The sequence below is a fragment of the Streptosporangium sp. NPDC023615 genome (assembly GCF_040640155.1).
Classification (GTDB): domain Bacteria; phylum Actinomycetota; class Actinomycetes; order Streptosporangiales; family Streptosporangiaceae; genus Streptosporangium.
Genome location: NZ_JBFABE010000008.1, coordinates 102,639 through 129,183, shown reverse-complemented (window position 1 = coordinate 129,183; position 26,545 = coordinate 102,639). Strand labels below are relative to the sequence as shown.

General features: G+C 73.7%; 20 protein-coding genes. 12 read left to right on the top strand and 8 right to left on the bottom strand.

From position 1 onward, the window contains the following. Nucleotide 1 precedes the first annotated feature (1 nt). The gene (locus tag AB0G16_RS09260; RefSeq protein ID WP_362801136.1) at nt 2-1,564 is read right to left on the bottom strand and encodes a PucR family transcriptional regulator ligand-binding domain-containing protein; all 1,563 of its coding nucleotides are present in this window, start codon (nt 1,562-1,564) and stop codon (nt 2-4) included. Nucleotides 1,565-1,750: 186 nt separating this feature from the next. On the opposite strand from AB0G16_RS09260, the gene AB0G16_RS09255 reads away from it, so the two are divergent. From AB0G16_RS09255 to AB0G16_RS09235, 5 genes are all read left to right on the top strand, one after another. Further along, nucleotides 1,751-2,635, top strand: coding sequence for a DUF2877 domain-containing protein (locus AB0G16_RS09255; RefSeq protein WP_362801134.1), 885 nt, complete (start codon nt 1,751-1,753; stop codon nt 2,633-2,635). Then, nucleotides 2,632-4,401: an FdrA family protein gene (locus AB0G16_RS09250; RefSeq protein WP_362801132.1), complete on the top strand. Its 1,770-nt coding sequence runs from the start codon at nt 2,632-2,634 to the stop codon at nt 4,399-4,401. Before AB0G16_RS09255 ends, AB0G16_RS09250 begins: the two co-directional genes overlap by 4 nt. Then, nucleotides 4,398-5,804, top strand: coding sequence for a DUF1116 domain-containing protein (locus tag AB0G16_RS09245; protein WP_362801130.1), 1,407 nt, complete (start codon nt 4,398-4,400; stop codon nt 5,802-5,804). Before AB0G16_RS09250 ends, AB0G16_RS09245 begins: the two co-directional genes overlap by 4 nt. 269 nt (nt 5,805-6,073) lie before the next feature. Then, nucleotides 6,074-8,269: a protein kinase gene (locus AB0G16_RS09240; RefSeq protein ID WP_362801128.1), complete on the top strand. Its 2,196-nt coding sequence runs from the start codon at nt 6,074-6,076 to the stop codon at nt 8,267-8,269. A 97-nt stretch (nt 8,270-8,366) separates the two neighbouring features. Next, complete coding sequence (locus tag AB0G16_RS09235) at nt 8,367-9,701, top strand: MFS transporter (RefSeq protein WP_362801125.1); 1,335 nt, start codon at nt 8,367-8,369, stop codon at nt 9,699-9,701. Between the two features lie 36 nt (nt 9,702-9,737). Here AB0G16_RS09235 and AB0G16_RS09230 read toward each other — a convergent pair whose 3' ends face one another. Together AB0G16_RS09230 and AB0G16_RS09225 are read right to left on the bottom strand one after the other, a co-directional pair. Then, complete coding sequence (locus AB0G16_RS09230) at nt 9,738-11,333, bottom strand: bifunctional 3'-5' exonuclease/DNA polymerase (protein WP_362801123.1); 1,596 nt, start codon at nt 11,331-11,333, stop codon at nt 9,738-9,740. Nucleotides 11,334-11,384: 51 nt separating this feature from the next. Further along, nucleotides 11,385-12,884 carry a metallophosphoesterase gene (locus AB0G16_RS09225; protein WP_362801120.1) on the bottom strand — a complete coding sequence of 500 codons (1,500 nt, stop codon included), beginning with the start codon at nt 12,882-12,884 and terminating at the stop codon, nt 11,385-11,387. 100 nt (nt 12,885-12,984) lie between these two features. Here AB0G16_RS09225 and AB0G16_RS09220 point away from each other — a divergent pair, with 100 nt between their 5' ends. Beyond that, nucleotides 12,985-13,392 carry a thioesterase family protein gene (locus AB0G16_RS09220; protein WP_362801117.1) on the top strand — a complete coding sequence of 136 codons (408 nt, stop codon included), beginning with the start codon at nt 12,985-12,987 and terminating at the stop codon, nt 13,390-13,392. A gap of 19 nt (nt 13,393-13,411) precedes the next feature. Here the strand turns inward: AB0G16_RS09220 and AB0G16_RS09215 are convergent, their stop codons facing one another. Next, nucleotides 13,412-14,998, bottom strand: a complete 1,587-nt coding sequence (locus AB0G16_RS09215; protein ID WP_362801309.1) for an FAD-binding oxidoreductase — start codon at nt 14,996-14,998, stop codon at nt 13,412-13,414. Nucleotides 14,999-15,044: 46 nt separating this feature from the next. On the opposite strand from AB0G16_RS09215, the gene AB0G16_RS09210 reads away from it, so the two are divergent. From AB0G16_RS09210 to AB0G16_RS09190, 5 genes are all read left to right on the top strand, one after another. Next, the gene (locus AB0G16_RS09210) at nt 15,045-15,608 is read left to right on the top strand and encodes a helix-turn-helix domain-containing protein (RefSeq protein WP_362801114.1); all 564 of its coding nucleotides are present in this window, start codon (nt 15,045-15,047) and stop codon (nt 15,606-15,608) included. Then, nucleotides 15,605-17,266, top strand: a complete 1,662-nt coding sequence (locus AB0G16_RS09205) for a glycerol-3-phosphate dehydrogenase/oxidase (RefSeq protein ID WP_362801111.1) — start codon at nt 15,605-15,607, stop codon at nt 17,264-17,266. Before AB0G16_RS09210 ends, AB0G16_RS09205 begins: the two co-directional genes overlap by 4 nt. Nucleotides 17,267-17,749: 483 nt before the next feature. Then, the gene (locus AB0G16_RS09200; RefSeq protein WP_362801108.1) at nt 17,750-19,438 is read left to right on the top strand and encodes a cellulose binding domain-containing protein; all 1,689 of its coding nucleotides are present in this window, start codon (nt 17,750-17,752) and stop codon (nt 19,436-19,438) included. A gap of 774 nt (nt 19,439-20,212) precedes the next feature. Beyond that, complete coding sequence (locus tag AB0G16_RS09195) at nt 20,213-21,079, top strand: sucrase ferredoxin (protein ID WP_362801105.1); 867 nt, start codon at nt 20,213-20,215, stop codon at nt 21,077-21,079. Between the two features lie 105 nt (nt 21,080-21,184). After that, nucleotides 21,185-21,499 carry a WhiB family transcriptional regulator gene (locus AB0G16_RS09190; protein ID WP_012893126.1) on the top strand — a complete coding sequence of 105 codons (315 nt, stop codon included), beginning with the start codon at nt 21,185-21,187 and terminating at the stop codon, nt 21,497-21,499. A 135-nt stretch (nt 21,500-21,634) separates the two neighbouring features. On the opposite strand, the gene rsgA is transcribed toward AB0G16_RS09190, so the two are convergent. The 3 genes from rsgA to AB0G16_RS09175 form a co-directional block, all read right to left on the bottom strand. After that, nucleotides 21,635-22,780: a ribosome small subunit-dependent GTPase A gene (rsgA, locus tag AB0G16_RS09185; protein ID WP_362801102.1), complete on the bottom strand. Its 1,146-nt coding sequence runs from the start codon at nt 22,778-22,780 to the stop codon at nt 21,635-21,637. 307 nt (nt 22,781-23,087) lie between these two features. Then, nucleotides 23,088-24,344, bottom strand: a complete 1,257-nt coding sequence (gene glyA / locus AB0G16_RS09180) for a serine hydroxymethyltransferase (RefSeq protein WP_362801099.1) — start codon at nt 24,342-24,344, stop codon at nt 23,088-23,090. A 109-nt stretch (nt 24,345-24,453) separates the two neighbouring features. Beyond that, nucleotides 24,454-25,482: a YihY/virulence factor BrkB family protein gene (locus AB0G16_RS09175; protein ID WP_362801096.1), complete on the bottom strand. Its 1,029-nt coding sequence runs from the start codon at nt 25,480-25,482 to the stop codon at nt 24,454-24,456. A 189-nt stretch (nt 25,483-25,671) separates the two neighbouring features. Here AB0G16_RS09175 and AB0G16_RS09170 point away from each other — a divergent pair, with 189 nt between their 5' ends. Continuing rightward, the gene (locus tag AB0G16_RS09170; RefSeq protein WP_362801093.1) at nt 25,672-25,836 is read left to right on the top strand and encodes a hypothetical protein; all 165 of its coding nucleotides are present in this window, start codon (nt 25,672-25,674) and stop codon (nt 25,834-25,836) included. Between the two features lie 250 nt (nt 25,837-26,086). On the opposite strand, the gene AB0G16_RS09165 is transcribed toward AB0G16_RS09170, so the two are convergent. After that, on the bottom strand, nt 26,087-26,452 hold the full coding sequence (locus AB0G16_RS09165; RefSeq protein WP_362801090.1) for a DoxX family protein: 366 nt from the start codon (nt 26,450-26,452) through the stop codon (nt 26,087-26,089). Nucleotides 26,453-26,545: the final 93 nt, after the last annotated feature.

The following is a 26,545-nucleotide window of genomic DNA, read 5'->3' as shown; positions in this document are numbered from 1 at the left end:
CTTAGATCCCGCGCATCCGCAGGACGTGCAGCGCCAGGGTGAGGTTCAGCCGCAGGTGGGCGTCCTCGGTGAATCCGCCGAGCATGCGCTCCAGCTTGCCGATCCGGTAGCGCAGCGTGTTGTAGTGGAAGTGCAGCCTGCGCGCGGTCTCGGCCACGTTCAGGTTGGTCTCCAGCAGCACCTGCAGGGTGCGGCGCAGGTCGGAGTTCTCGGCGTCGTCGTCGGAGGCGAGCGGGCCGAGGGTCTCGCGGACGAAGGCGTGCAGCTCGGCGGTGTCGCTGACCAGGGAGAGCAGCCGGTAGACGCCGAGCTGGTCGAAGTGCGCGACCGCGCCGGGCCCGTGCAGCTGGCGTCCCACCCGCGCCGCCTTGAGCGCCTGCCCGTACGCGTCCGGCAGTGCCTCGGCGCCGACGGCGGTGCGGCTGGCGCCGGTGGAGAAGGTGGCGGGCAGGGACTCGGCGAAGGCGGCGGCGGCGTCCTTGGCCAGGCGTCCGGCGTCGACGCCCGCGTCCACGATCGTGACCACCTCGTGCGAGAAGCCCGCCACCGCGCCGCGCGCGTCGTGGCGGCGCATCGCCCCGGTCCAGCAGCTCACCAGGCGGTCCTGGGCGACGCGCTCGTCGCCCTCGGGATCGAGTTCGGCCACCAGCACGGTGACCGGGCGCTGCAGGTCCCAGCCGAAGGCCCTGGCGCGGGAGGCGACCCGCTCGGAGCCGCCGGCCCTGCCGGTGAGCACGTCGCGCAGGAAGTCGGCGCGGTACTTGCTCTCGACGGCGTTGACCGCCTCCTGCCGGGTCACGACCAGCGCGGCGACCGTGGCGGCACGTTCCAGAATGCCGACGTCGCTCTCGGCGATGGACCCGACCGGGCCGCAGGCGACGATCCTGCCGTGGTGGTGCCCGCCCGCCACGACCGGCACGGCGGTGTGGCGTCCCTCGGGGGCGGCGCGGAGCAGGGCCACGTGCTCGGCGGGCCCGGCGGCGGCCAGCACGTGCCCGGCCCCGTCGAGGACGGCCACGGCCACGTCCAGCAGGCCGGCCACCTCGGCGGTGACCTCGCGCAGCCCGCCCCCGGCGAGCACCACCTGCACCAGGGCCCGGTGGGCCTCCTCGGCCCTGGCCAGGGCGGCGGCCTGGCGGTTGAGGATGTCGGTCAGCACCTGGTTGAGGATGTCGTCGAAGCCGACGTCGTCGGGGAGCTGGATCAGCGGGAAGCCGAGCCGGTCGGCCTGCTCGACCATCTCCTCGGGCAGCTCGTCGAGGTAGCGGCCGAGCTTGACGGCCAGCGCGGCCAGGCCCCGCTCGTCCAGGTCGGCCACCAGGCGGCCGAGCGACTGCGGGGTGTTGCGCAGCGGGTAACCGGTGGTGAGCAGCAGCTCGTGCGGTTTGACCCAGGCGAGGACGTCGGGGACCTCCATCACGTTGAGCCGCTGCACGACGCGGTCCAGGCCCCGCTCCCCCGCGATCAGCCGGGCGCCCGCCAGCGTCGACACCCCGAGAACCTCGCGGACGGCGACGCCGTGAATGATCGTTCCGGTACTCGCCGGCCGCACGGGAGGTTCCATGAGGTGATTGTGACTGATGGATGGGTCTGTCAGGAAGAGCCAACCTTTGGGCGGACTGTTGGCAGCTTTCTCCGTACGGCCACCTCTGCACCCGCTCTACGGTCGGCTTCAATGGATGGGGGAGTCCGTGACCGAGCGAACCGCTGAGAGCACCTCCATGCCCGCGGGGCCGGCGAAGGAGCGCTCATGACCGTTGGAACGCGTCCCAGGGCGCAGCGCGCACCCGTCCGCACGCACGGGACCGGCGCGGCCAGCACGGCGCTGCGCCGGATGCTGGAGGCGCCCCGCAGCCCGGCGCGGGTGCTGGCGGCCTTCCCCGCCGGCGTCTACCTTGAGGTGCGTACCGCACTGGAACCGCAGGTCATCGCGGTGGTGACCGGACAGGCCACCCGCCTGCCCAACGCCATGGTGGTGAACGAGCCGATGCCACGGGTCGCGGTGGGCGACGACGCGTGCGTCGGCGACGGCTCGATCGACCTGGGGCGGCTGAGCCTGCGGGCCCACCGCTGGTGGGACCCGGCCCCGCCGCTCGGCCCCGTTCCGGTGGAGCGGCTGGCCCGCTCCCTGCCCGCGCTCACCGGTTTGTGCGCGCGGTCGGCCAGGCGTCCCGGCCTGGAGGGCAACGGCGCGGCCGTGCTGCTGGCCCAGGGGTGCGCCGAGGGCTCGCTGTTGAAGAGCGTCGTGGCCGCCGAGCAGCTCGTCGGCCTGGGGCCCGGACTGACCCCGAGCGGGGACGACGTGCTCGCCGGGCTGCTGGTCGCGCTGCGCCACCTGGGCGGGGCGGTGGGGGCGGCGCGGGCCGTGTGGCTGGCCGACTGGCTGGCCGCCGCGGTCACCTTCGACGTGCGCGGCAGGACCACCCCCATCTCGGCGTCGCTGCTGCACTGCGCGGCCCGGGGCGAGGCCAGCGGCGAGGTGCTGGCCGTGCTGCGGAGCCTGGCGGGAAGACAGTCCCTGGAGACGGCCCTGCAGCGGCTGCTCCGGCTGGGGCACACCTCCGGAGCGGACCTGGCGTGGGGGCTGGGCATCGGGCTCGCGGCGGTGATCGATCTGGAAGGCGGGGGCGGTTGAGCATCGATGTGGTCCGGGTACGGACGGGCGTCTACCACGACTCGGTGAGCCTGATGCGGGTCAGCCGGGCGGCGGCGGCCCTGCCGGGGGTGGAGGTCGCGGTGGTGGCCATGGCCACCGAGCTCAACCTGGGCATCGCCGCCGAGCTGGGGTTCGCCCCGCCCGCCGGTGACGCCGCCCGTGCCGCCGACGCCTCCGACACCTTCAACGCCTCCGACACCGCCGACGCCTCCGGCACCGACGCCGACGCCGTCGCCGGTCCGGCCGTTCCCGCCGGCCGCCCCGGGCCGGGCGACCTGCTCATCGCGCTGCGCGGCGAGGCGGGCGCGGTGGAGGCCGCCGTCGCCGAGCTGGACGGGATGCTGGACGCGCTCTCCGCCCCGGCCGCCGGTGGGACGGCCGTCGAGCATCCGCCGCGCACGGTCCGGTCGGCGACCAGGACCTCGGGCGGCCGCGCCGCCTCCCTGGCGCTGGTCTCGGTGCCGGGCCCGCACGCGTTCGCCGAGGCGCTGGACGCGGTCGAGGCGGGCCTGTCGGTGATGATCTTCAGTGACAACGTGCCGGTCGACCAGGAGGTGCTGCTCAAGCGGCGGGCCGCCGAGCGCGGCGTGCTGGTCATGGGCCCCGACTGCGGCACCGCGGTGATCGGCGGGGCCGGTCTCGGCTTCGCGAACGTGCTGCGGCCGGGCCCGGTCGGGGTGGTGGCCGCGTCGGGTACGGGCGCGCAGCAGGTGACCTGCCTGCTGGACATCGCGGGCGTGGGCGTCTCGCACGTGCTGGGCGTGGGGGGACGCGACCTGTCGGCGGAGGTGGGCGGCCTGTCCACGCTGCGCGCCCTGGAGGCGCTGGACGCCGACCCCGCGACCGAGCTGATCGTGCTGATCTCCAAGCCTCCCGCCCCGGAGGTGGCGCGGATCGTCGGCGAGGCGGTCGCCGGGCTCGGCACCCCCGTGGTGAACGCGCTGCTCGGCGCCACGGGGCCGGGGCAGGCCGACCTGACCGCGGCGGCCGAGGCGGCGCTGCGCGCCTTGGGCGTCCCGGTCCCCGACTGGCCGCACTGGCCCGCGTCCTCTCCCCCGCCCCTCTCCCCGTCCCCGTCTCCCGCCCCGCCCTCGTCGGTGGACGGCATCGCGGGGGTCGCGAGCCTGTCCGGCGACGCGGGGGCCGCGGACCCGTCCGGCGGCGGCGCGGACGGGCCGCGGGGCATCTACTCGGGCGGGACGCTCTGCGTGGAGGCCCGTCTGATCGCCGGGTCCGGGGAGTTCACCGACTTCGGCGACGACGCCTACACGGTCGGCCGGGCACACCCGATGATCGACCCCGCGCTCCGGCTGGAGGCCCTGGCGCAGGTGCCGCCCGGTGGCGTCGCCCTGCTCGACGTGGTCCTCGGTCACGGCGCCGATCCCGACCCCTCGGCCCGGCTGGCTCCCGTGATCGCCCAGGCCGTCGCCAGGGGCGTCGCGGTGGTCGTCGCGCTGGTCGGCTCCGAGGGCGACCCCCAGGGGCTCAACGCCCAGGCCGAGGCGCTGAACGCGGCGGGCGCCGCGGTGTTCACCTCCAACGCCCGCGCCGCCGGGCACGCCGCGGAACTCGCGGGCGCCACCGGCACCGGTCGCGCCACCCGCACCGCCGACGCCGCCCGGGCCACCGGCACCGCTCACGCCGGCGACACCGCTCACGCCCTCGCCGACGACACCGGCGACACCGACGACACCGGCGACACCACCGGCACCGACGCCGCCGCCCGTTCAGGAGGCCGCCCGTGACACTGTCCATGCTCTCCGGCGAGCCGGAAGTGATCGCGGTGGGGGCCGGTCTGCTCGGCGAGGCCCTCGACGCCCAGGCCGTCCCGCTCACCCGGGTGGACTGGCGCCCGCCGATGCCCGGCACCGAGGCCGACCTGGCCCGGGTGCTGGCCGACCCGCGCAGGGAGCGCGCCAACGCCACGGCCGTGGGCCGCCTGGTCTCCACCCGGCCCCAGCTCGTCGGCGTGCGGCCCGCCCGCGAGGTGCTCGACCTGCCCGAGGGGACGTTCCTGCACGCCGGGCCGCCGATCGAGTGGGAGCGGGCCTCGGGCCCGCTGCGGGGCGCGCTGATCGGGGCCATGCTGCTGGAGGGGCTGGCCGCCGACGCCGGGGAGGCCGAGGAACGGCTGGCCGCCGGGCGGGCCCGGCTGGACCCCTGCCACCACCATCGCACCGTCGGGCCGATGGCGGGCGTGGTCACGCCCTCGATGTGGATGTTCGAGGTACGGGACGCCGAGCACGGCGGCACCTCCTACTGCTCGCTCAACGAGGGCCTGGGCAAGGTGCTGCGCTACGGCGCGTACGGCCCCGAGGTGCTGGAGCGGTTGCGCTGGATGGGCGAGGTGCTCGGTCCGGTGCTGCGGGCGACCCTGGAGCGGAGCGGCCCGCTGGACCTGCGGTCGCTGACCGCGCAGGCCCTGCAGATGGGCGACGAGCTGCACAACCGCAACCGCGCCGCCACCTCGCTGCTGGTGCGCGAGCTGGCCCCCGAGGTCGTGGAGGTCGCCCCCGGCCGCGCCGCCGAGGTGCTGCGGTTCATCAACGGCAACGACCACTTCTTCCTCAACGCGGGCATGGCCGCGTGCAAGGTCGCCGCGGACGCCGCCAGGGACGTCCCCGGCTCCTCGATGGTCGTCGCGATGGCCCGCAACGGCACCGACTTCGGGGTGCAGGTCTCCGGGCTGGGGGACCGCTGGTTCACCGGTCCCGCGGGCGTGCCGGACGGTCTCTACCTGGGCGCGTACGGGCCCGGGGACGCCAACCCCGACATCGGCGACTCCACGATCACCGAGACGGCGGGCCTGGGCGGGTTCGCGATGGCCGCGGCCCCGGCGATCGTCAGGTTCGTCGGAGGCGACGTGGCGGACGCGACCGCGGCCACCCGGTCCATGTACGAGATCACCCTTGCCGAGCATCCCGCGTACCAGATCCCGGGGCTGGACTTCCGGGGCACTCCGGTGGGCGTGGACGTCACGCTGGTCACCAGGACGGGCCTGCTGCCCACCGTGAACACCGGCATCGCCGGGCGGGTGGCGGGGACCGGCCAGGTCGGCGCGGGGCTGGTCAGCCCGCCGGCCTCGGCCTTCACCGCGGCGTTGGCCGCGCTGGCCCGTGCCGCCGGCCCCGGGACCGGGCCGGCCTGACGGCCCTTTCGCCGCTTCGCCGCTTCACCGCTTCACCGCTTCGCCGCGCGAATCGGGTGGATCGGGTGAATCCGGCAAGGCTGACAACCTGCCTGCCCGCCGGTAGCATTCGGCGACGCCTGCGCGGGCTCACGGTCGGTGACCGTTCAACACGAATCACTGACAAATGTCACGGCGCGCTAATCTCCATGTCAAACTTCCATAACGGAATCTCATCCCGATATCGTGTCCACCCTCACGAAAAAGCTGGTTATGGGGAACGGGGTACTATGACCGATCGCTTGCTCGGGAGATCCCCCCACGGATCCGGGAGCGGCGGCCCCGCCGGAGCGGCACCGGAGGGCCAGGGCAGGCTGGTGGGCAGGCGTTACCGCCTGGTCTCACCGGTGGGCCGTGGCGGGATGGGCGTGGTGTGGCACGCGCACGACGTGCTGCTCGACCGGGACGTCGCGGTCAAGGAACTGATCCTGCCCTTCGGGCTGGACCACGCGGGCACGCAGGGCGCGCACCGCAGGATGCTCCGCGAGGCCCGATCGGCCGCCCGGCTCAGCCATCCCGGCATCGTCACCGTGCACGACGTCGTCGAGGAGGACGGCCGCCCCTGGATCGTGATGGAGCTGGTCCGCGCCTGGTCGCTGGAGCAGGCCGTACGCCAGAGCGGGCCGCTGCCGGTGATCCAGGCGGCCGAGATCGGCGTGCGGGTGCTCGACGCGCTCCGCCACGCCCACGCGGCCGGGATCATGCACCGCGACGTCAAACCGGGCAACGTGCTGCTGACCTCGGACCGGGTGGTGCTCACCGACTTCGGCATCGCCGCGATCGAGGGCGACGTCGCCATCACCCAGACCGGCCTGATGATGGGCTCGCCCGCCTACGTGCCGCCGGAGAGGCTGTCCGGCCGGCCGATCACGCAGGCCTCGGACCTGTGGTCCTTCGGCGCCACGCTGTACGCGGCCGTCGAGGGCAGGCCCCCCTACGAGGGGCCGGACGCGATGGCGGTGCTCGGCGCGATCCTCACCCGGGAACCCGCCCGCCCCCAGCGGGCCGGCGCCCTGATCACCGTCATCGAGGGCCTGCTCCGCAAGGACCCCGCCGAGCGGATGGCCGCCCCGCAGGTCGCCGAGCTGCTGGAGACGGTGCTGCGCAGCCACGGCTCCACCACCACGCTCGCGCCCGGCCCCGCGCCCTTCTCGGCGCCCTCGCCGATGCCGCTCCCCGGCGACTCCATGCCGATGCACCTGATGCCCCCGCTGGACGCGCCGCCGGGGCCGATGCCGTCCCGGATCATCGAGACGCCGTCGGGCCCGATCCGCGTGCCGTACGAGCAGGGGGCCGTCTCCTTCGGGACGCGTCCGGCGTCCCGCGACGCGCTCGCCGGGCCGGCGGGATCGGCGGGCACCGAACCGCTCTCCGTCCCCGGCTCGCCGCGGGCCTCCCGCCCCTCCGTCCCGCGGCCGGGTGAGACGGCGTCCGGCACGTTCACCGGCATGTCCGGAGGGCACCTGCGCGGCTACGACGCGCTGCGCGCCCCGTCGACCGGGCTGGGAGACGCGCCGCCCGCCGCGACGCCGGACCTGCCGAACGACCCGTTCTTCACCTCGTCCCCCTTCCCGGGCGACCCGTTCACCGCGCCGCCCGTGTTCCCGGGCGACCTGCTCGGCGGCCCGTCCGCCGCGTCGCGCGGCCCCGCGGGCGGGCCCGGCCCGGCCTCGCCGGTCCGTGAGGCGTCGCGGCGGTCAGCCCAGGCCACGGCGGAGAGCGCGTCGCGCGACCGGCGGGCACGGGGAGGCCGGGAGGCCTCCCCGTTCCGGACCGGTACCCGCGCGAGCGGCCGGTCCGCGGGGGGCGGCCGGTCCGCCGGTGGCGGCCCCGACCCGCGCCTGCTGATGCTGGGCGTGGGCGGCGTGCTGGCCATCGTGGTCGCCGGGCTGCTCGTCTTCCTGCCCGACGGCGACCCCGGCTCCGCGGGCACGGGGGCCGTCACGTCCGCCTCGGTCCCGGCCGTCTCCGCCGCCCCCCTCCGGGCCGCCGCGGAGGTTCCCGACGGTTTCGCGCGGCTGAGCGCGGGAGGCGTCTCCGGGGCGGTGCCCGAAGGCTGGACGGTCAGGACGGGCGGCGACGGGGCGGTCGCCTTCTCCGGGCCCAAGCGCGGCGGGCAGAGCGTCGTCGTCGTCCCGGTGCCGGTCGCCGACCCGGTGACGGCGCTCGGCCGGGCCAGCAGGAAGGATCTCGACGAGTACACCGAGGTCGGTGTGACGGCGGTCGGCTACCGCGGCTGGAAGGCGGCGGACTGGGAGTACACCTACGTCCGGTCCGACGGCGTCCCCATGCACGGGCTGACCCGCTACGTCGCCGTGGACGGCCGGACCGCGTACCAGATCACGTTCAGGGCGCAGGACCTGGGGTGGGAGCAGAGCGTGGCGGTGCCGGAGACCTTCTTCGCCACCTTCACCCCGTCCGGCTGACCGCCCCGGGGCTCCTCGCGAACCCGGTCGCCCCCGGAGCCGTCCGTGAGGCGAGCGCGATTGGTGGGACGATCACGAGTGATGACACACTTCACTCGTGACAGCGAACGCCACAGACAACCACATATCACCCGGTGAAGGCGCACGGGTCGCCGCCGTGCAGCGGCGGACGCTCGCCGTACTGTCCACCGGCCAGATCAGCGGCGGGATCGGCGTCGCCGTGGGGGCCACGTTCAGCTCGGTGACCGTGGAGGAGCTCTCCGGCTCCACGGCGCTGAGCGGGCTGGCCGGGACCGCGACCGTGCTGGGCGCCGCGCTGCTGGCGCTGCCCACCGCCAGGTCGTCCGGGCGCGGGGGACGGCGGGCCGGGCTCACCCTGGCCTACGGGTGCGCCATCCTGGGCTGCCTGGTCTCGCTCCTCGCCGTGACCGTACGCTCCTGGCCGCTGCTGCTGGCCGGGCTGGTGCTGTTCGGGGCGGCGAGCGCGGGCAACCTCTCCTCCCGCTACTCCGCGACCGACCTGTCCCCGCCGGGGCACTCGGCCCGGCACCTGTCACTGGTGGTCTGGGCAACCACCATCGGAGCGGTCACCGGCCCGAACCTCGCCGAACCCGCCGAGCGGCTCGGCATCGAGCTCGGCCTGGCCCCGGCCAGCGGGCCGTTCGTCCTCGCGCTGCTGAGCTTCGCGATCGCCCTCGCCGTCGTCCTCGCCGGACTCCGCCCCGACCCGCTGCTCCTGGCCCGCTCGCTGGCCCGCCCGCCGTCGGACACCCCGGCGACGGACGCGCCCCTCTCACCGGCACCGGCGGACCGGGCGGCGGGCACGTTCCGCACGGGATGGCGCGTGCTGCGCGGGACGCCCCTCGCCGGTCGCGCGATGGCCGCGATCGCGGTCGGCCACACCGCGATGGTCGCGGTGATGTCCCTGACCCCGGTCCACCTCGACCACGGCGGCGCGACGTACACGGTCATCGGCGTCGTGATCAGCCTGCACATCGCCGGGATGTACGTCTTCTCCCCCGTCATCGGCTGGCTGGCCGACCGGGCCGGCCGGGTACGGGTGCTGGTGCTGGGCATGGGCCTGCTGCTGGGCGCCGTCGTCCTGGCGGGCGGCGCCGGCGCGCACGACGTCGGCCGGGTGACGGCCGGGCTGTTCCTGCTCGGCGTCGGCTGGTCCTGCACGCTGATCGCCGGTTCGGCCATGCTCAGCGAGGCGGTGCCGCTGGAGCGGCGCACGGCCGTGCAGGGGATGTCCGACCTGGTGATGAACGCCTGCGGCGCGACCGGCACCGTACTGGCCGGGGTGATCGTCGGCGGCCTGTCGTACGGGGCGCTCTGCGCCGCCACCGGCGCCCTGGTGACGATCACCGGCCTCCGGCTGGCCCTGACCCTGTTCCGCGCGACGCCCGCCGAGACCCGCCCCCTCCCCTAGCGGACACCTGCCCCCGGGGGACGCGCCGGGCGCGGCTCACTTGGCGTCGGCGTAGCAGCGGACCGCGACCGCCTGCATGGGAAAGCGCACCGGGGTCGGCCCGAACAGCAGCCGGGCCGCCTCCTCGGCGGCCCGGCCGACCGCCGCGATCACCTCGTCGGCCTGCTCGGCCGGGCAGTGCACCATCACCTCGTCGTGCTGGAAGAACACCAGCCTGGCCGGGTCGGGCAGCAGGCCGCGCAGCACCGCCATCAGCACGAGCGCCCACTCGGCCGCGGTCGCCTGGACGACGAAGTTGCGGGTGAACCGGCCCCGCTCGCGGGCCGCCCGGCCCCCCTCGGGGCCCGAGACCAGCTCCCGCCAGCCCGGCGAGGGCGGCGGCGAGGTGCGGCCCAGCCAGGAGCGGACCACCTTGCCCTCCTCCCCCGCGCGGGCCGCGTCCTCCACGAACCGGTAGGCCAGCGGGAAGCGCCGCCGCATCACGGCCAGCAGCTTGGGCGCGTCCCCGCTGGTGCCGCCGTACATCGCCGAGAGCATGGCGATCTTGGCGTTGTCCCGCTCACCGCCGAACACCTGCGCCAGCGCCTGGTAGAGGTCGCTCTGCCCGGCCGCCCGGGCCAGCCCGCCGTCCCCGGCCATCGCGGCCAGCACCCGGGGTTCGAGCTGGGCCGCGTCGGCGACCACGAGCGTCCAGCCCTCGTCGGCCACGATCACCTTGCGCATCAGCTTGTGGATCTGCAGGGCGCCGCCGCCGTTGGTGGCCCAGCGGCCCGTCACCACGCCGCCGACCACGTACTCGGGGCGGAAACGCCCGCCGCGGACCCACTGGCCGGCCCAGGCCCAGCCGTGGAAGCTGTAGAACCTGGCCATCTCCTTGTAGGCCAGCAGGGGCGCGACCCCGGGGTGGTCGACCTGTCTGATGTCGCGGGCCCGGGTGGAGGCGACGGGCACGCCCGCCGCCTTGAACACCCGCAGGATCTGCTGCGGGGAGTCGGGGTTGAACGACGTGCCGAACGCCGCCGTCACCTCGTCGGCCAGCGCCTGCAGCTTGGCCGGCCGCATGCCGTGCACCGGGCGCGGGCCGAGCAGGCCGGTCAGCAGCTCGTCGTGCGCGTCCTCGCGCCAGGGGATGCCGTCGCGGGCCATCTCCGCGGCGATGAGCGCCCCGGCCGACTCGGCGGCGACCAGCAGCCGGAACCGCTGCGGGTCGGCGGTCTCCCCGACGCGGCGCAACTGGTCGGCGTGGACCTCGGCGACCAGGTCCACGTCCGGCTCCGGCGCCTCCTCCTCGAACAGGGTCGCCTGCCGGACCTGGGCCCCGTGCGGGTCCTCCGGCACGGGCAGGCCGCGCAGCCGCGCGTACGCGGCCCTGGCCGACCGTGGCTCGCCGAAACGCCCCTCGTGCGCCAGGAGCAGGCCCTCGGTCAGCGCCAGGTCGTGGCAGCGCGCCGGCCGCACGCCCGCGGCGAGCAGCGCCGGGTAGACCTCGCGGGTGTCGGCCCACACCCAGCGCGGGCGCCGCTCCTCCAGCCTGCGGACCTCCGCGGCCAGGTCGGCGACGGCCCTGGGGGGCTCGCCGTCGGCGCGGAGCACACCCCCGCCCGCACCGGCGGGCGCGACCGACACGTTCATGCCCCCACAGTGCCACGCCGCCCCGACATCCTCGCCGTCGCGAGGTCTCGATCAGGGGAGCGGGATGGCGACCTCGTCCTCCAGCGGGGGTTCGATCTCCTGCGGCAGGCAGCCGGTCGCGGCGAAGCAGCGGATCCTCAGGGTGTCCTCCGTCACCGAGACGTGCAGGAAGCTCTTGAAGAACGGCGGGGTGTCCCAGTCCGACAGCTCCGACAGGTAGCGGTGGAAGGTCCTGCCCACCGGCAGCCGCAGCGGCATCGGCCAGCCGCCGAGGATCCGGGCCGCCCAGCGCATCCGGAACGTGATCGGCACCGGCGGGATGTCGCGCACCGGGGTGTTGCCGATCCGCCGGGACATCAGCGCCGCGCTCTCGGCGGGCGTGAGGTAGAGCCAGCGCATGCGCAGCCGGTCGCTGTAGAGCCTGCTGTAGAACGAGAGCGAGTCGCCGCGCAGCGGGTAGCAGCGGTAGTCGTCCTCGTGCAGACCGGCGACGGTGACGCGGGGGATGGTGTGGGTGGCGTGCATGAACGCCCCCGATCCGCCCGCCACGATGTACTGGATGGTCCGCTCCCCCACCCTGATCGGGAAGCGCTGGTAGTTGTGCACGTCGCCGCCGATCGCCGCGACGTAGTTGTGCGCGGGGTCGGTGACGATGTCGTCGACGGTGCCGCCGCCGGCCAGCTTCGACGGCTTGTACTCGTTGCGGGTGTAGATGGGCTTGCCGGTGACGAGCACCTTGGGCCTGGGGTCGAGCGAGACCTCGCGGAGCCAGGCGGCCTGCTCGGCGTCGATGTCGCCGCGGATGCCGGTGTCCACGCCGACGAGCATCAGGCGCGGGGTCTCGATCGCCCAGTACGGGGCGGGCTGGGTCGCCCGCTGGCCGGGCAGGGAGCGCCGCTCGCGCGCCCTGGCCAGCCGGGCCTCGTCGATCGGTTCCGGCCTGCTCCAGAGCAGGCCGCGCGGTCCCGAGGGCGCGGGGTTGAACCCCTTCGGCGGCCTGGCGTCGCAGAAGACGCGCATGAAGCCGCCGAGCCCGTCGTACCAGTCGTGGTTGCCGGGGACGGCGTAGATCGGCGCGGGGTAGTCCTGGAAGGGGCGGAAGAACTTGTCGTCGTACTCGTTGCCGGATCCGGTGGGGTAGACCACGTCGCTGGCGACGACCGCGAAGGCGGTGCCCTCGCCGATCCTCAGCATGCCCGGCACCACGGCGTACTGCGAGGAGTCGCCCTCCCCGGTGTCGCCCAGGAGCAGGAAGGAGAAGTCCGGGCCGACGTCCACCGGGATGCGGAAGGAGGGGTCGACGCCCCGTTCGCGCTGCGCGGCCGTCCACTGGGAGCGGACCTGCCCGGACGGGTCGCCGAACAGGATCGCCAGCACCTCGTTCCTCGACCGCCAGATCGTGCGCAGGTCGAGCCAGGAGAAGGGCTTGTCCCCGGGCAGCAGGTCCCTGAAGGCGCCGATCCGGGAACAGGACCAGCCCGCGCCCTCCTCCGACACCCTGGAGGAGACCTCACGCCCGCGTTCCGCCGCCCGTCCCGCAACATCGACCATGCCCATATCTTGGCAATGATCATAGGAAGTCGCATCCGATCCGGGCGAAGGCGGCCGATCCGCGGGTGCCCCGCCGCGCCCCCTGGAATAAGGTTCTCCCGTGTACGCCTACTGGGAGACGGTTCCGACCAGGTGGAAGGACAACGACGTCTACGGCCACGTCAACAACGCCGTCCACTACTCGATGATGGACACGGTGATCAACTCCTGGCTGATCGGGGTCGCCGGGCTGGACGTCCACGACGGCGACGTCATCGGCCTGTGCGTCGAGTCGCACTGCGTCTACCGGTCCTCGGTGTCCTTCCCCGAGCCGGTCCGGGTCGGGCTGCGCGTCGGGCACCTGGGCCGCTCCAGCGTCCGCTACGAGCTGGGGCTGCTGCGCGAGGACGGCGAGACGGTCGTGGCGGACGGCCACTTCGTCCACGTGTTCGTCGACCGGGGGACCCGGCGGCCCGCCGGGATCCCCGGGCCGCTCCGGAAGGCCATGGAGACCCTGGTGGTCACCTGACCCTCCGCGCCGCCGGGTCTCAGCCGGCGGGCTCCTTCGCCGCGAGCAGGACTCCCGGGTTGAGGACGCCCTCCGGGTCGAGCCGGTCCTTGACGCCGCGCAGGATCTCCACGCCCAGCTCGCCGATCTCGGCGGCGTGGGCCTCCCGGTGGTCGCGGCCGACGCCGTGGTGGTGCGAGATCGTGCCGCCCGCCCGGGCGATCGCCTCGTTCGCCGCCCGCTTGGCCGCCTCCCACTGCCCCAGCGGGTCGCCGGTCTGCGCGGTGACGACGGTGAAGTACAGGCTGGCGCCGGTGCCGTAGACGTGGGAGATGTGGCACATGACCAGCGGCGAGCCGAGCGAGGCGCTCAGCGAGAGCCGTACGGCGTCGTACAGGCGGGGCAGGTTCGACCAGAAGCCCGCCGTCTCCAGTGTCTCGACGGTCGCCCCGGCGGCGAGCAGCGCGTCGCGCAGGTAGGGGGCGGAGTAGCGCCCGTGCTCCCACGCCCGGCCGGGCTCCGTGCCCGCCGGGACGCCGCCGAGCTCGGAGAGCAGGGCCGTGGCGCGCTCGCGCCTGGCGGACACCTCGGCCGAGGTGCCTTCGTAGCCGGTTATGGCCAGGCAGCCCGCCCCTCCCGGCGACGCGCCGATCTCCCCGGGCCTGGCCAGGCCGATCATCGTCTCGGTCTCGTCGGACAGGCGCAGCACGGTGGGCGCGGCGTCCCGCTGGGCCAGGGTCCGCAGCGCGGCCGAGCCCTCGGTGAACGACGCGAACCGCCACCCCTCGTAGACGCGCTCGGCGGGGACGGGCCGGACCCGCAGCCGGAGCGAGGTGATCACCCCGAAGGCCCCCTCGGAGCCGAGCATCACCTGGCGCAGGTCGGGGCCGGCGGCCGAGCGGGGCGCCCGGCCGAGGTCGAGGGTGCCGCGCGGGGTGGCCACGGTCATGCCGACCACCATGTCGTCGAAGCGGCCGTGGCCCGCCGATGCCTGGCCGCTGGAGCGGGCGGCGGCGAAACCGCCCAGCGTGGCGTACTCGAACGACTGGGGGAAGTGCCCTAGCGTGAAGCCGTGCGCGGCCAGCAGCCGTTCGGCCCGGGGGGCGCGCATCCCCGGCTCCAGCTCGGCGACCATCGACTCGGCGTCCACGGAGACGAGCCGGTCGAGCCGGGCCAGGTCCAGTGCGATCACCCCGGCGAAGCCCCGCCGGGAGGCGACCAGGCCGCCGACCACGGACGTGCCGCCGCCGAAGGGGACCACCGCGACCCGGTGCGCGGCGCAGGCCGCCAGCACGGCCAGCACCTCGTCGTGGCAGGCGGGCAGCACGACCGCGTCGGGCGCGTCGGAGCCGTCGCCGGCCCGCATCCGCAGCAGGTCGGGGGTGGACTTTCCACGGGTGTGCCGGACGCGGGTCTCGTCGTCGAGCCGTACGTGGTCAGCGCCGACCAGGCCGCGCAGCTCGTCGACGACCGGCGCGGGGAGCGCGACGGGCGGGAGCCGCACCTCGCCGAGGGTGGCCGCCTCCGACCGGGGCGGGCGCACCCCCAGCAGGTCGCCGAGCAGCGTGCGGATCGGTTCCGGCAGGTCGGCGGCCTTGGCGGGATCGCCCCAGCCGGACCAGAGCATGGGATCCGCGTCGGCTGTCTGATTTTCCACGTCTACACTGTGACACATGACGTCCATTCGTCACAATTCGGTCGTCGCGGGCGACCCGGTCCTCGACGCCGCCCGCGAGGTGATCCTCGCGGTCGGGGTGCGGCGCACCACGCTGACCGACGTGGCCCGCAGGGCCGGGCTCTCCCGGATGACGATCTACCGCCGCTGGCCCGACGTGCGCGGCCTGGTCGCCGACCTGATGACCCGCGAGTGGGTCCGCGTCGCCGACGGCTTCGCCACCGAGGACCCGGTGACCGCGGCGGTGGCGACCGTGGGGGCGCTCCGCCGCCACCCGCTCTGGCGGAAGATCGTCGAGGTGGACCCGGAACTGCTCCTGCCGTACCTGCTGCGGCGGCGGGGCGCCAGCCACGAGGCGATGCTCGCCCTGGTCGAGTCGGCGATCGTCCGGGGCCAGGGGGCCGGCACCGTGCGCGCGGGTGAGGCCGCGAGGCTGTCGGCGGCCGTGCTGCTGACCGCGCAGTCGTTCCTGCTCTCCGGTGCCACCATGCTCGGCCCGCTCACCGAGGACGACCTGGACGCCGAGCTGACCGCCCTTCTGGAAAGGTACCTGCGACCGTGAACTCCTCTCTGAACGCCGCCCGCCGGGCCCGCGAGCTCGCCGAGACGCGCGACCTCGTGGTCGACGTGCTGGTGGTGGGGCTGGGGGCCACCGGCGCGGGCGTGGCGCTGGACGCGGCCTCGCGCGGCCTGTCGGTCGCCGCGATCGAGGCGCACGACCTGGCGTTCGGCACCTCCCGCTGGAGCTCCAAGATGATCCACGGCGGGCTCCGCTACCTGGCCAAGGGGCAGATCGGGGTGGCGTACGAGAGCGCGGTGGAGCGCGGCCTGCTGCTCGGGCGCACCGCCCCGCACCTGGTGCGGGCGCAGCCGTACCTGCTGCCGCTGGTCCCGGAGGTCTCCCGCCGGCACGCGACGCTGGTGATGACCGGCTACCGGCTCGGCGACGGCCTGCGGGCGGCGGCGCGCACCCCGCGTCACCTCCTTCCGGGCCCCTCGTGGATCTCCGCCCAGCAGGCGCTCGCCCTCGCCTCGCCGCTGGGCTCGCGCGGGCTGCGCGGCGCCCTGCTGTCGTGGGACGGGCGCCTGGTGGACGACGCCCGCCTGGTGCTCTCCGTGGCCAGGACGGCCGCCGCCCACGGCGCGCGGGTGCTGACGCGCTGCCGGGCGCTGGAGGTCTCCGGCGACGGCGCGCTGGTCCGCGACGAGCTGGCCGGGGAGACCTTCACCGTCCGGGCCAGGGCCGTGGTCAACGCCACCGGCGTCTGGGCCGCCGGGCTGCACCCGGGCATCCGGATGCGTCCCTCGCGCGGCACCCACCTGGTGCTGCGGCCCGAGACGCTGCCGGGCCTGACCGCGGGTCTGCACGTGCCGATCCCGGGCGAGAGCAACCGGTTCGCGCTGGTGCTCCCCCAGCCCGACGGGCGGATCCACGTCGGGCTCACCGACGAACCGGTGGACGGACCCGTCCCGGACGTCCCGCACGCCCCCGAGGAGGACGTCACCTTCCTGCTGTCGGTGCTGAACTCCGTGTTGGAGGAGCCGGTACGGCGCGAGGAGGTGGCCGGTACCTACGCGGGGCTGCGCCCGCTGCTGGCCGGGGAGGGCCGCACCGCCGACCTGTCCAGGCGCCACGCGCTGCTGACCACGCGCGACGGCCTGGTGACGGTCGTGGGCGGCAAGCTGACCACGTACCGGCGGATGGCCGAGGACGCGGTCGACCTGGCCGTGTCCCTGAGCCGGATCGACGCCGGGCGGAGCCGCACGGCGGCGCTGCCCCTCGTCGGCGCCGCCGGCGCCGTCGGCGCCGCCGGCGCGGTCCGAGCCGGGGGTGACGGCGGTGACGGCGGTGACGGCCGTCACGACGGTCACGGCGGCCGTGGGCGCGGCACGCGCCGCGGACGTGACGGGCGCGACGGGCGCGACGGGCGCGGCCCGGAGGGCGGGACCACCGCGGGCGGCCGGAACGGCGGGGTCGCGGACCGGCTGCTGGAGCGCTACGGCAGCGAGGCGGGCGCGGTACGGGCCCTGATGGCGGAGGAGCCCTGGCTGGCGGAGGCCGGGCCGACAGGGGTGACCGGGGCCGAGCTGGTCTGGGCGGTCAGGCACGAGGGCGCCCTGGACGTGGACGACCTCCTCGACCGCAGGACCAGGATCGGTCTCGTCCCCGCCGACCGCGAGGCCGCGCTGCCCGCGGCACGGGCGGCCCTGACCTACTGAGAACGCGGCACCGGCGGACCCGGCCTGCCGACGAACACGGCACCCGCTCCCCTGCCCGCCGACGTGTCGCGTGAGCGGCGGCGCGGCGTCACCGCGTGAGCCTCCCGGGCACCGGCGTGGGTCCACGGCCGCTCCGGGGCGGCGGCGCCCCTGGGAGACCGCGGACCTCGAGATTGAAAGTTTCACTACCTGGCCGAAGGTTTCCACAGCTCGCCGCGAACCGGCCCGCCTCGCGCTTGCCCCCGGCCGACGGCCGAAGCAGACTCCGCCGGAGCGCCACCCTTCCGTGAGCACGTGAGCACGTGAGCACGCGAGCACGTGAGCGATCCGCGTCTCCGTCATATCGGCGCGCCGACCCGCCGAGGGAAAGTCAACGCTAACAAAATCAGGGCCCGTCCTGGCGGCGGCACCGGAGATCGGCGCCTGACCCGCCCAGAGGGCCGAAAAGGTGCGGACGAGCGCCACCAGTTGTGAGGAGCAGGCATGACCCAGGATCAGAACGAGCCCGTGAGCGGCGAGCGAAGGTCGCTGAACCGGAGGACCGTCCTGACGACGATGGGGGCCCTGCCGGTCCTCGCGGCCACGGCCTCGATCCTCGGCGCCTCGGAGGCCGCGGCCGCCACGGCGGTCATCGATCCGTCGGCGCGGCGGCAGACGATCCGCGGCTTCGGCGGCATGACCTTCGCCGCCTGGATCGGCGACCTGACGCCCGCGCAGCGGGACACGGCGTTCGGCACCGGAGAGGGCCGGCTGGGATTCTCCGTGCTGAGGATCCCCGTCCCCGAGAACCAGGCGGACTGGGGCCGTGACGTGGCGACGGCGAAGCGCGCGATCGAGCTCGGGGCGATCGTCTTCGCCTCGCCGTGGAATCCCCCCGCGAGCATGGTCGAGACCTTCACCCGCGGCAGCCAGACCAACGCGAAGCGCCTGAGGTACAACGCGTACGGCGCCTATGCCCAGCACCTGAACGACTTCACCGCGTACATGCGGAACAACGGGGTGAACCTGTACGCCATATCGATACAGAACGAGCCCGACTACGCCCACGAGTGGACGTGGTGGACCCCCGCCGAGATCCTCCGGTTCCTGCGCGAGAACGCCGGCTCGATCAGCACCAGGGTCATCGCGCCCGAGTCCTTCCAGTACCTGAAGAACATCTCGGACCCTATCCTCAACGACCCCGCGGCGCTCGCCAACGTGGACATCATCGGGGCCCACCTCTACGGCACGCCGTTCTCGAACTTCCCCTATCCCCTCTTCAAGCAGAAGGGGGCGGGCAAAGAGCTGTGGATGACCGAGGTCTACCACCCCAACAGCAGCGATTCGGCGGACCTGTGGCCCCAGGCGCTCGACGTGGGCGAGCACATCCACCGCGCCATGGTGGACGCCGAGTTCCAGACGTACGTCTGGTGGTACATCCGGCGCGGCTACAGCCCCATGCGGGAGGACGGCCAGATCAGCAAACGCGGCGCCATGATGGCGCACTTCGCCAGGTTCGTCCGCCCCGGGTACGTACGGATCGACGCGACGGCGAACCCGGCGTCGAACGTCTACGTCTCGGCGTACAGGGGCGGTGACTCCAGGGTCGTCATCGTCGCCGTCAACAAGGGGACCTCCGCGGTGAGCCAGCAGTTCACCGTGGCGAACAGCAGGGTGTCCGCCGCCTCGTCCTGGCTGACCGACGCGAGCAGGAACGTCGCCCCCCAGGGAGCGGCGAACGTCTCGAACGGCTCCCTCGTCGTCACGCTTCCCGCCCGGAGCGTGACGACCTTCGTGGCCGACCTGGGCGACGGCCCCACGCCCACCCCCACGCCCACCCCGACCCCCACACCCACCCCGACGCCCACCCCCGGCACGGGACCCCGGGTCGTCTACACGATGAGCTCCTGGAACAACGGCTTCACCGCCGGCATCAGCATCACCAACACCGGGACCACGGCGATCGAGGGCTGGACGCTGGCCTTCGCCCTGCCCTCCGGCCAGTCACTCACCTCGGGCTGGAACGCCACCTACACCTCCTCAGGCGGCCAGGTGAGCGCCCGCAACATCGGCCACAACGCCACGATCGCCCCCGGGGCCACCATCGACATCGGCTTCCAGGCCACGCACAACGGCAACACCGCCGAACCGACCGCCTTCACCCTCAACGGCATCCCCTGCACCGTGGCCTGACCGGCGGACGACGACACGTGACCGGCCCCCGGGGTCCGGCCACGAAATGACCGGTGCGGCCCTCCCACGTCGGAGGGCCGCACCGGCGGCATGCACGGCGATCACTGAAGCCTTCCGGCCCCCGCCGGGACCCGCCGAGTCCCACCAGGTCCCGCCGATGCCCGGAACCCGCCGGGCCCCGCCGGAAGCCGCCGGGCCCCTGAACCGTCGGGTCCCCGAGCCGTCGGGTCCCCGAGCCGTCCGCGCGACGACGCACGCGCCCGGGACCGCCGAACCCTTCCGAGCCCCGCTGGAGGCTCGCCTCGCCGGAACCCGCCGGGTCCCCGAGCCGTCCGGGCGACGGCGACGCCCCGGTGACGCCCCCGGTGACGCCCCCGGTGACGCCCCCGGTGACGCCCCCGGTGACGCCCCCGTGGGCGACCTCGGTGACGCCCCCGTGGGCGACCCCCTGGTCGGGCGCGCCCGCGACGAATCCCCCGCCGGAGGCATGGCCGGGATGATCACGGGCAGAAGGGGCGCCGGGTCCGGGAAGGGGCGGGTCCGGCCGGGCCCTCCCGCAAAGGGTTCCTCGAAGGACCGTTCTCGCGCGGCCGGCCTGGGCGGGTGTCCGGCTTTACCGGCCTGACATCGTTTCCCCCTCCACCACCCTCATCAAAGCGTTAGGTTAGTCTTACCTAAGTCGAGGAGGAGAGCGTGGGCACGGGGAACGGCGCGTACAGGGCGGGCATACCGGGCAAGGGATGCGCGCACCCTCCCGGCTGCCACACGGGCGAGGTGCCCGTCCTCGCCAGCGCCACGGTCGGGGCCCGCTTCTGGTTGCTCATCGAGCACTCCGGCCCCTGGGCCGACCGCCTGGAGAACTGCGTCCTGCCCGAGGACGTCCACACCCTCATCAAACGGGCCGGCCGCCTCGGCGTGCGGGCCCAGCTCATCCGCCGTCCCGACCGCAGGAACCCCGCGGGCGACGGCATCCACGTCATGGTCGCGGACTCCACCGCCGCCGAGCCCTGGATCGCCGAGGGCATCGTCGCAGGTCCGGACGATCTTGCCCTTGACAAGCTGGTGGCCGGAGTGGTCCCGGAGTCCTGCATACTTGTGAGTGAGCCGGTTTTTCTGGTCTGCACGCATGCCAAGCGCAACGCGTGCTGCGCCCGCATTGGACTACCCGTAGCTCGGTCCTTGGCAAAGAATTTGCCGGACACAGTATGGGAAACATCACATGTTGGTGGCGATCTCTACGCCGCCAACCTTGTGTGCTTGCCACACGGCCTCTACTACGGCAGCATGTCTCAGGCTGCTGCGATCGCGGCAGCCGACGCGTACCGGTCCGGCGAGGTCATCCTCGACCGTTTCCGGGGACGCGCGGGCATCCCTGAGCCACTGCAGGCCGCCGAACATTTCGTCCGCGTCCATACGGGTGAACTTTCGGTCGGCGGAGTGGCCGTGGAATCCTCCAGGTTGGACGGCGCCGTCACCGAGGCAGTTGTGCGCGGTAATGGCGCTCGTTTTCGGGTAGTGGTTGAACCCATGACGCTGACAACGCCATGTGGTACGGCTTGTGCCGACACGATCACGACCTATCGGCTGGTCACGCTGGACAGGGTAACCCCTGTGCTGTATGCCACGTCCGCGCTGACTTGACCTGAGGGAACATCACGGCCGATCCAGGCGTTGGATCCAGGGACGTCACAAGCGTCCGATGCGGCATAAAACCCGAAATACCTCTCACTATAAGGTGGTTTTCTCATGTCTCAGGTACGTCGGCAGACCGCCCGGCCTCGGCCCAGCTGGGGCTGGCAGGATGACGCCGCGTGCCGGGGCGAGGACCTCGTGCTCTTCTTCGGTCCCGACGGTGAGCGTCAGCCCGAGCGTGACATTCGCGAGCGTAAGGCCAAGGCGATCTGCGCCCAGTGCCCGGTTCGCGCCGAGTGCCTGGACTACGCGCTCTCCCGTCCGGAGAAGTACGGCACCTGGGGCGGCCTGAACGAGGACGAGCGCGCCTCCGAGCGTCGTCGTCGCATGCGCCGCGCGGCCAGCGCCGGCATCAGTGCCGTCGCCTGAGCAGCCCCTCCACCCGGCTTCCCCCATACGTGTGATCTCGCTCACCCCCGTCGCGAGATCACACGTTTTCATGTCGGGGCCCCGCGCGTGCGGCACCCGGAACGGGCGGCCGCACGGCGGGGGCGTCTCACGCTCTCAGGGCCTGTTGCGGCCCGCCTTGCGCATCTCCTTGGTGATGATCTTCCACTTGTTGTGCATCTCCTTGCGGAGCCGGGCGTCGCTCCGGGACGCCATCCACGCCGCCTCCCGTTGAAGCTTGTTCCAGCTCTCCAGCCGCCGCTCCGGTAGTGTGCCGTCCTCGATCGCGGCGATCACGGCGCAGCCCGGCTCGGTGTCGTGGCGGCAGTCGCCGAACCGGCACCGCGCGGCGAGTTCCTCCAGGTCCGAGAAGACCATGTCGACGCCCTCGCCCATGTCGTACAGGCCGATGCGGCGGATGCCGGGGGTGTCGATGACGAGCCCGCCCCCGGCGAGCGGGATGAGCTCGCGGTGCACGGTGGTGTGGCGGCCCCGGCCGTCTCCGGCCCTGACGTGCTGGGTCTCCATGACGTCCTGTCCGGCCAGGGCGTTGACCAGCGTCGACTTCCCCGCACCCGAGGCGCCGAGGACCACCGCGGTGCGACTGCCCTCCAGGTAGCCGCGGACGACGTCGACGCCCTCGCCGCTGACGGAGCAGACCGGGTGCACGTCCACCCCCGGTGCCGCGGTGGCGACCTCGTCCAGGAGGAACCCGAGGCTCTCGCCGATCAGGTCGGACTTGGTGATGAGCACCACGGGCCGGGCCCCGCTCTCCCAGGCGAGCGCGAGCAACCGCTCGATCCGGCCCAGGTCGGCGGTGTCGGTGGCGTGCAGGGCGGGTTCGGCGACGAAGACGACGTCGACGTTGGCGGCGAGCACCTGCCCCTGGGAGTCGCCGGACAGGCCGCCCCTGGAGACGCGGGAGACCCCTCCGCGGACGAAGGCGGTACGCCGGGGCAGGAGCGCCTCCAGCTCGAAGCGGCCCTCGGCCAGGCGGCGGATCCCCGCCCAGTCGCCGACGCAGGGCAGCGCCACCGGGTCGGCGGCGGCGGCCCTGCGCACCCGGGCCCCGTAGTCGGCGCGGAGATGACCGGCGGCGGCCAGCACCTCGGCGGCACCGCGGTCGACGCGGGAGACCCTGGCGGGGAGCAACCCGTCGGGCAGCTCGGCGGCCAGCGAGCCGTCCCAGCCGAGCGAGGCGAGAAAGGCGGGCAGGGACGAGGAAGAAGACGTGAACGGTGAAGACGGTGAAGACGAGGACAACGTGGTCACACCTTTGGTGAAGGCGGGTGCCCCGTCGTGAGATCGATCAGGCGGGCACCCGGAGGTTGATGGACGGCAGGCTCGTCAGAACAACCCGCATGGTCCTCACCTCCTGTGCCTCGCGGCCGCCCCCTCCGGGACGGCGTCTCCGGGAGAACTTTAACGCATCACCCGCCGATGAGGGCAACCGCATTTACCGGCGCGCCACGGGCTCGCCGTGAACCGTCAGGGGCCGTCAGGGGCCGTCAGGGAGACGACGCGACGAGGGCCCCGGGACGCGGTGGCGTCCCGGGGCCCTCGTCGCGTTCTACAGCCCGGGGGCGGGGAAGCGGGAGGTGAGCTCCTTGACCTCGCCGTGCACGCGGGCGATGACGTGCGTGGCCTCGTCCTCGCCCTTGGCCAGCGCGGTCACGACCTCGTCGATCCAGGCGCCGATCTGCCGCATCTCGGCCTCGCCCATGCCTCGGGTGGTCACACCCGCGGTGCCGATCCGGATGCCGGACGGGTCGAACGGCTTGCGCGGGTCGAACGGGACGCTGTTGTAGTTGGTCTCCAGCCCGGCCTTGTCCAGGGCCTGGGCGGCGGGCTTGCCGCCGATGCCCTTGGGCGTCAGGTCGAACAGGATCAGGTGGTTGTCCGTGCCGCCGGAGACCAGGTCGAAGCCCCGGGCGAGCAGTTCCTCGGCCAGCGCCTGGGAGTTCAGCACGACCTGGCGGGCGTAGCCCCTGAAGTCGTCGGTCGACGCCTCCTTGAGCGCCACCGCGATGGCCGCGGTGATGTTGTTGTGCGGCCCGCCCTGCAGGCCGGGGAAGACCGCCTTGTTCAGGGCGGTGGCGTGCTCGTCGGAGGAGGCCATCAGCATGGCGCCCCGGGGGCCGCGCAGGGTCTTGTGCGTGGTGGTGGAGATGACGTCCGCGTGGCCGACCGGCGACGGGTGGGCCCCGCCGGCGACCAGGCCGGCGATGTGCGCGATGTCGGCGGCGAGCACGGCCCCGACCTCGCGGGCGATCTCGGCGAAGGCCGGGAAGTCGATCGTGCGCGGGACGGCGGTGCCGCCGCAGAAGATGAGCTTGGGCCGCTCGCGGAGGGCGATCTCACGCACCTCGTCCATGTCGACGCGGCCGGTGTCCCGGCGTACCCCGTAGCGGACCGGGTTGAACCACTTGCCGGTGGCCGAGACCGACCAGCCGTGGGTCAGGTGGCCGCCGAACGGCAGGCCCATGCCCATCACGGTCTCACCGGGCTTCAGGAACGCCAGGTAGATCGCCAGGTTGGCGGGCGAGCCCGAGTAGGGCTGGACGTTGGCGTGGTTCACCCCGAACAGGGCCTTGGCCCTGTCGATCGCGAGGGTCTCGATCTGGTCGATCACCTGCTGGCCCTCGTAGTACCGCTTGCCGGCGTAGCCCTCGGAGTACTTGTTGGTGAGGATGGTGCCGGTGGCCTCGAGGACGGCCCTGGAGACGTAGTTCTCCGAGGCGATGAGTTTGACGGTGTCGGCCTGACGCCGCTCCTCGGCCTGTACGAGCTCGGCGATCTGCGGATCCACGCTGGAAAGAGCGCTCATGCGCCTTCACTCCCCTGTCATCGTCGACATCGCGCGAAGACCCAGGCGCTCGGCCTTCTCGCACTTCAGCTCCCCGGTGGTCGCTCCCACCCTACGCGCCAGTCACGGCTTAGACGATAGCGGACGGACCGGCCCTGCCGAGGCGGCCCGTTCCGCTCCGCGGCCACAGCCGGTCGACCTCGGCGTTGAGCGTGGCTCCGATCAGCACGGCCAGCGCGGTGATGTAGAGCCACAGCAGCACCGCGATGGGGGCGGCGAGCGAGCCGTAGATCGACACCGGCGAGAACCAGGCGGCCAGCACCGCGCGCAGCACGGCGGCGCAGGCGATCCAGATCAGCAGCGCGAGCAGCGCCCCGGGCAGCTCGCGCCACCAGCGGGTGCGGACCGGGACGCTCACGTGGTAGAGCAGGGTAAGGAAGATCACAGAGCCGATGACGACGACCGGCCAGTACAGGACGTCGACCAGGACGGCGTAGTCGGCGGGCAGGGCGCCGCGCAGCGCGGCCGGGCCCAGGACGAGCACGGGCATCACCACCAGGCCGATCAGCAGGCCCGCCAGGTAGAACCCGAACGACATCAGCCGGGTACGGATGATGCCGCGCTCCTCGCCCAGGCCGTAGGCGACCGAGATCAGGTCCACGTAGACGAAGAGCGCCCGCGAGCCCGACCAGAGCGCGAGCAGGAAGCCCAGGGAGATCAGCGAGGCCTGGTTGGCGGGGTTCAGCACGTCCTCGATGAGGGGGGTGACGACGCTGTCCACGGCGCTGTCGGTGAACAGCAGGTGGGCCTGCTGGTCGATCCAGTCGCTGACGTCCTGGACGGTCTCCGGGCCGAAGACGCGGGTGAGCTGGCCGAGCACGCCGATGAGGCCGAGCATGAACGGCGGCAGCGACAGCAGCGCGAAGAAGGCGGCCTCCCCGGCCAGGCCGGTGACGCGGTAGGTGACGCCCGCGTTCGTGGTGGCGGCGACGAGGATCCAGAAGTCGGTCCCGCGGATCCAGGTGAGCAGCGCCCGCAGCCGCGCGAGGACGCCCCTGCCGCGGACCCACGCGAGCCCGGCACGCCATCGTGCCCGGGGACCGCGCCGTGGCCGGCGCTCCGGCCCAGGCCGCTGGGCCGGGGCATCAGTGGACGTCATGCCACACAACGGTATGCCCCGCCGCGCTTGATCACGAGTCGGCACCGCCCGGAAGGTCCGGCGGCCCGGCCGGGGCACGGCGGTGCCGGGGAGGCCCGGCGACCCGTCCGGGGCGTGACGCCGGCCTGTTCGGCCCGGCCACGGGCACCTGGGCGACGCCGCCGGGGGACACGGTCGCAGAATGGTCGCATGATCTGTGAGAACTGCAGGGAACGGCGGCACGAGGAGTGCCGCGGAGGCTCCTGGTGCGACTGCCAGCACCAGGCGAGGGCACGGGAGGACGACGACGGCGGTTCCGGCCCCCCTTCGCGGGAGCCCGCAGAACCGCACATGAACTGGCTGGGAGAGGGATGACGTACGGGCACCCGCGACGACGATCGGCCACCTCCCCCCGGAGGGGGCTCACGACGCCCCGGAGGCCGCCTCTCCCGACGACCGGTCGATCTCGGCGAGTACCCGCTCCACATGCGGGCGTACCCGCGCCCCCAGTTCCTCGCCCCAGGTCTCCTCGGTGTACCGGTGGCTGAGACACAGCTCCCTCGCGCGCTCCAGAACGGGACGGTGCTCCGGCGGGAGGCGGGTGACGCCCGGTCGGCGGCGAGGGTCAGAGCCGGACCGCGCCGAGCCAGGCGGCCGCCGCGGCGGCGACCAGGAGGACGATGTTGAGGCCGATCAGCCGACCCTCCTCCCGGCGCAGGTGGACCACGATGCCGCCGACCTGGATCAGGACGAGGCCGATCGCCGCGGCGACGGCGAGCGGGGGCGCGATCCCGGTCAGCGGCGGCAGGATCAGGCCGGCGGCGCCGAGGACCTCCAGGACCCCGATCAAGCGGACGAGCGGCATGGGGACGGTGTCGACCCAGCCCATCATCGGCTGGAGCCGCTCCTGGCTCTGGAGGATCTTCCTGCCTCCCGCGTAGAGGTAGAGGACGGCCAGGAGCGCCGCGACGATCCAGTAGGAGATCTCCATGAAAGGGCACCTCGGAAGCTCGGAAGTGGCGCAGGCCACGATGGTTACCACTCGTAAGGAGCCCCATGATGCGTCACTATTGAAAACCGTACA

Coding starts and splice junctions, on each gene's coding strand:
- AB0G16_RS09260 (WP_362801136.1), bottom strand. CDS start 1,564: ATGGAACCTCCCGTGCGGCCGGCGAGTACCGGAACGATCATTCACGGC.
- AB0G16_RS09255 (WP_362801134.1), top strand. CDS start 1,751: ATGACCGTTGGAACGCGTCCCAGGGCGCAGCGCGCACCCGTCCGCACG.
- AB0G16_RS09240 (WP_362801128.1), top strand. CDS start 6,074: ATGACCGATCGCTTGCTCGGGAGATCCCCCCACGGATCCGGGAGCGGC.
- AB0G16_RS09230 (WP_362801123.1), bottom strand. CDS start 11,333: ATGAACGTGTCGGTCGCGCCCGCCGGTGCGGGCGGGGGTGTGCTCCGC.
- AB0G16_RS09225 (WP_362801120.1), bottom strand. CDS start 12,884: ATGGTCGATGTTGCGGGACGGGCGGCGGAACGCGGGCGTGAGGTCTCC.
- AB0G16_RS09215 (WP_362801309.1), bottom strand. CDS start 14,998: ATGCTCTGGTCCGGCTGGGGCGATCCCGCCAAGGCCGCCGACCTGCCG.
- AB0G16_RS09210 (WP_362801114.1), top strand. CDS start 15,045: ATGACGTCCATTCGTCACAATTCGGTCGTCGCGGGCGACCCGGTCCTC.
- AB0G16_RS09200 (WP_362801108.1), top strand. CDS start 17,750: ATGACCCAGGATCAGAACGAGCCCGTGAGCGGCGAGCGAAGGTCGCTG.
- AB0G16_RS09190 (WP_012893126.1), top strand. CDS start 21,185: ATGTCTCAGGTACGTCGGCAGACCGCCCGGCCTCGGCCCAGCTGGGGC.
- glyA (WP_362801099.1), bottom strand. CDS start 24,344: ATGAGCGCTCTTTCCAGCGTGGATCCGCAGATCGCCGAGCTCGTACAG.
- AB0G16_RS09175 (WP_362801096.1), bottom strand. CDS start 25,482: ATGACGTCCACTGATGCCCCGGCCCAGCGGCCTGGGCCGGAGCGCCGG.
- AB0G16_RS09170 (WP_362801093.1), top strand. CDS start 25,672: ATGATCTGTGAGAACTGCAGGGAACGGCGGCACGAGGAGTGCCGCGGA.
- AB0G16_RS09165 (WP_362801090.1), bottom strand. CDS start 26,452: ATGGAGATCTCCTACTGGATCGTCGCGGCGCTCCTGGCCGTCCTCTAC.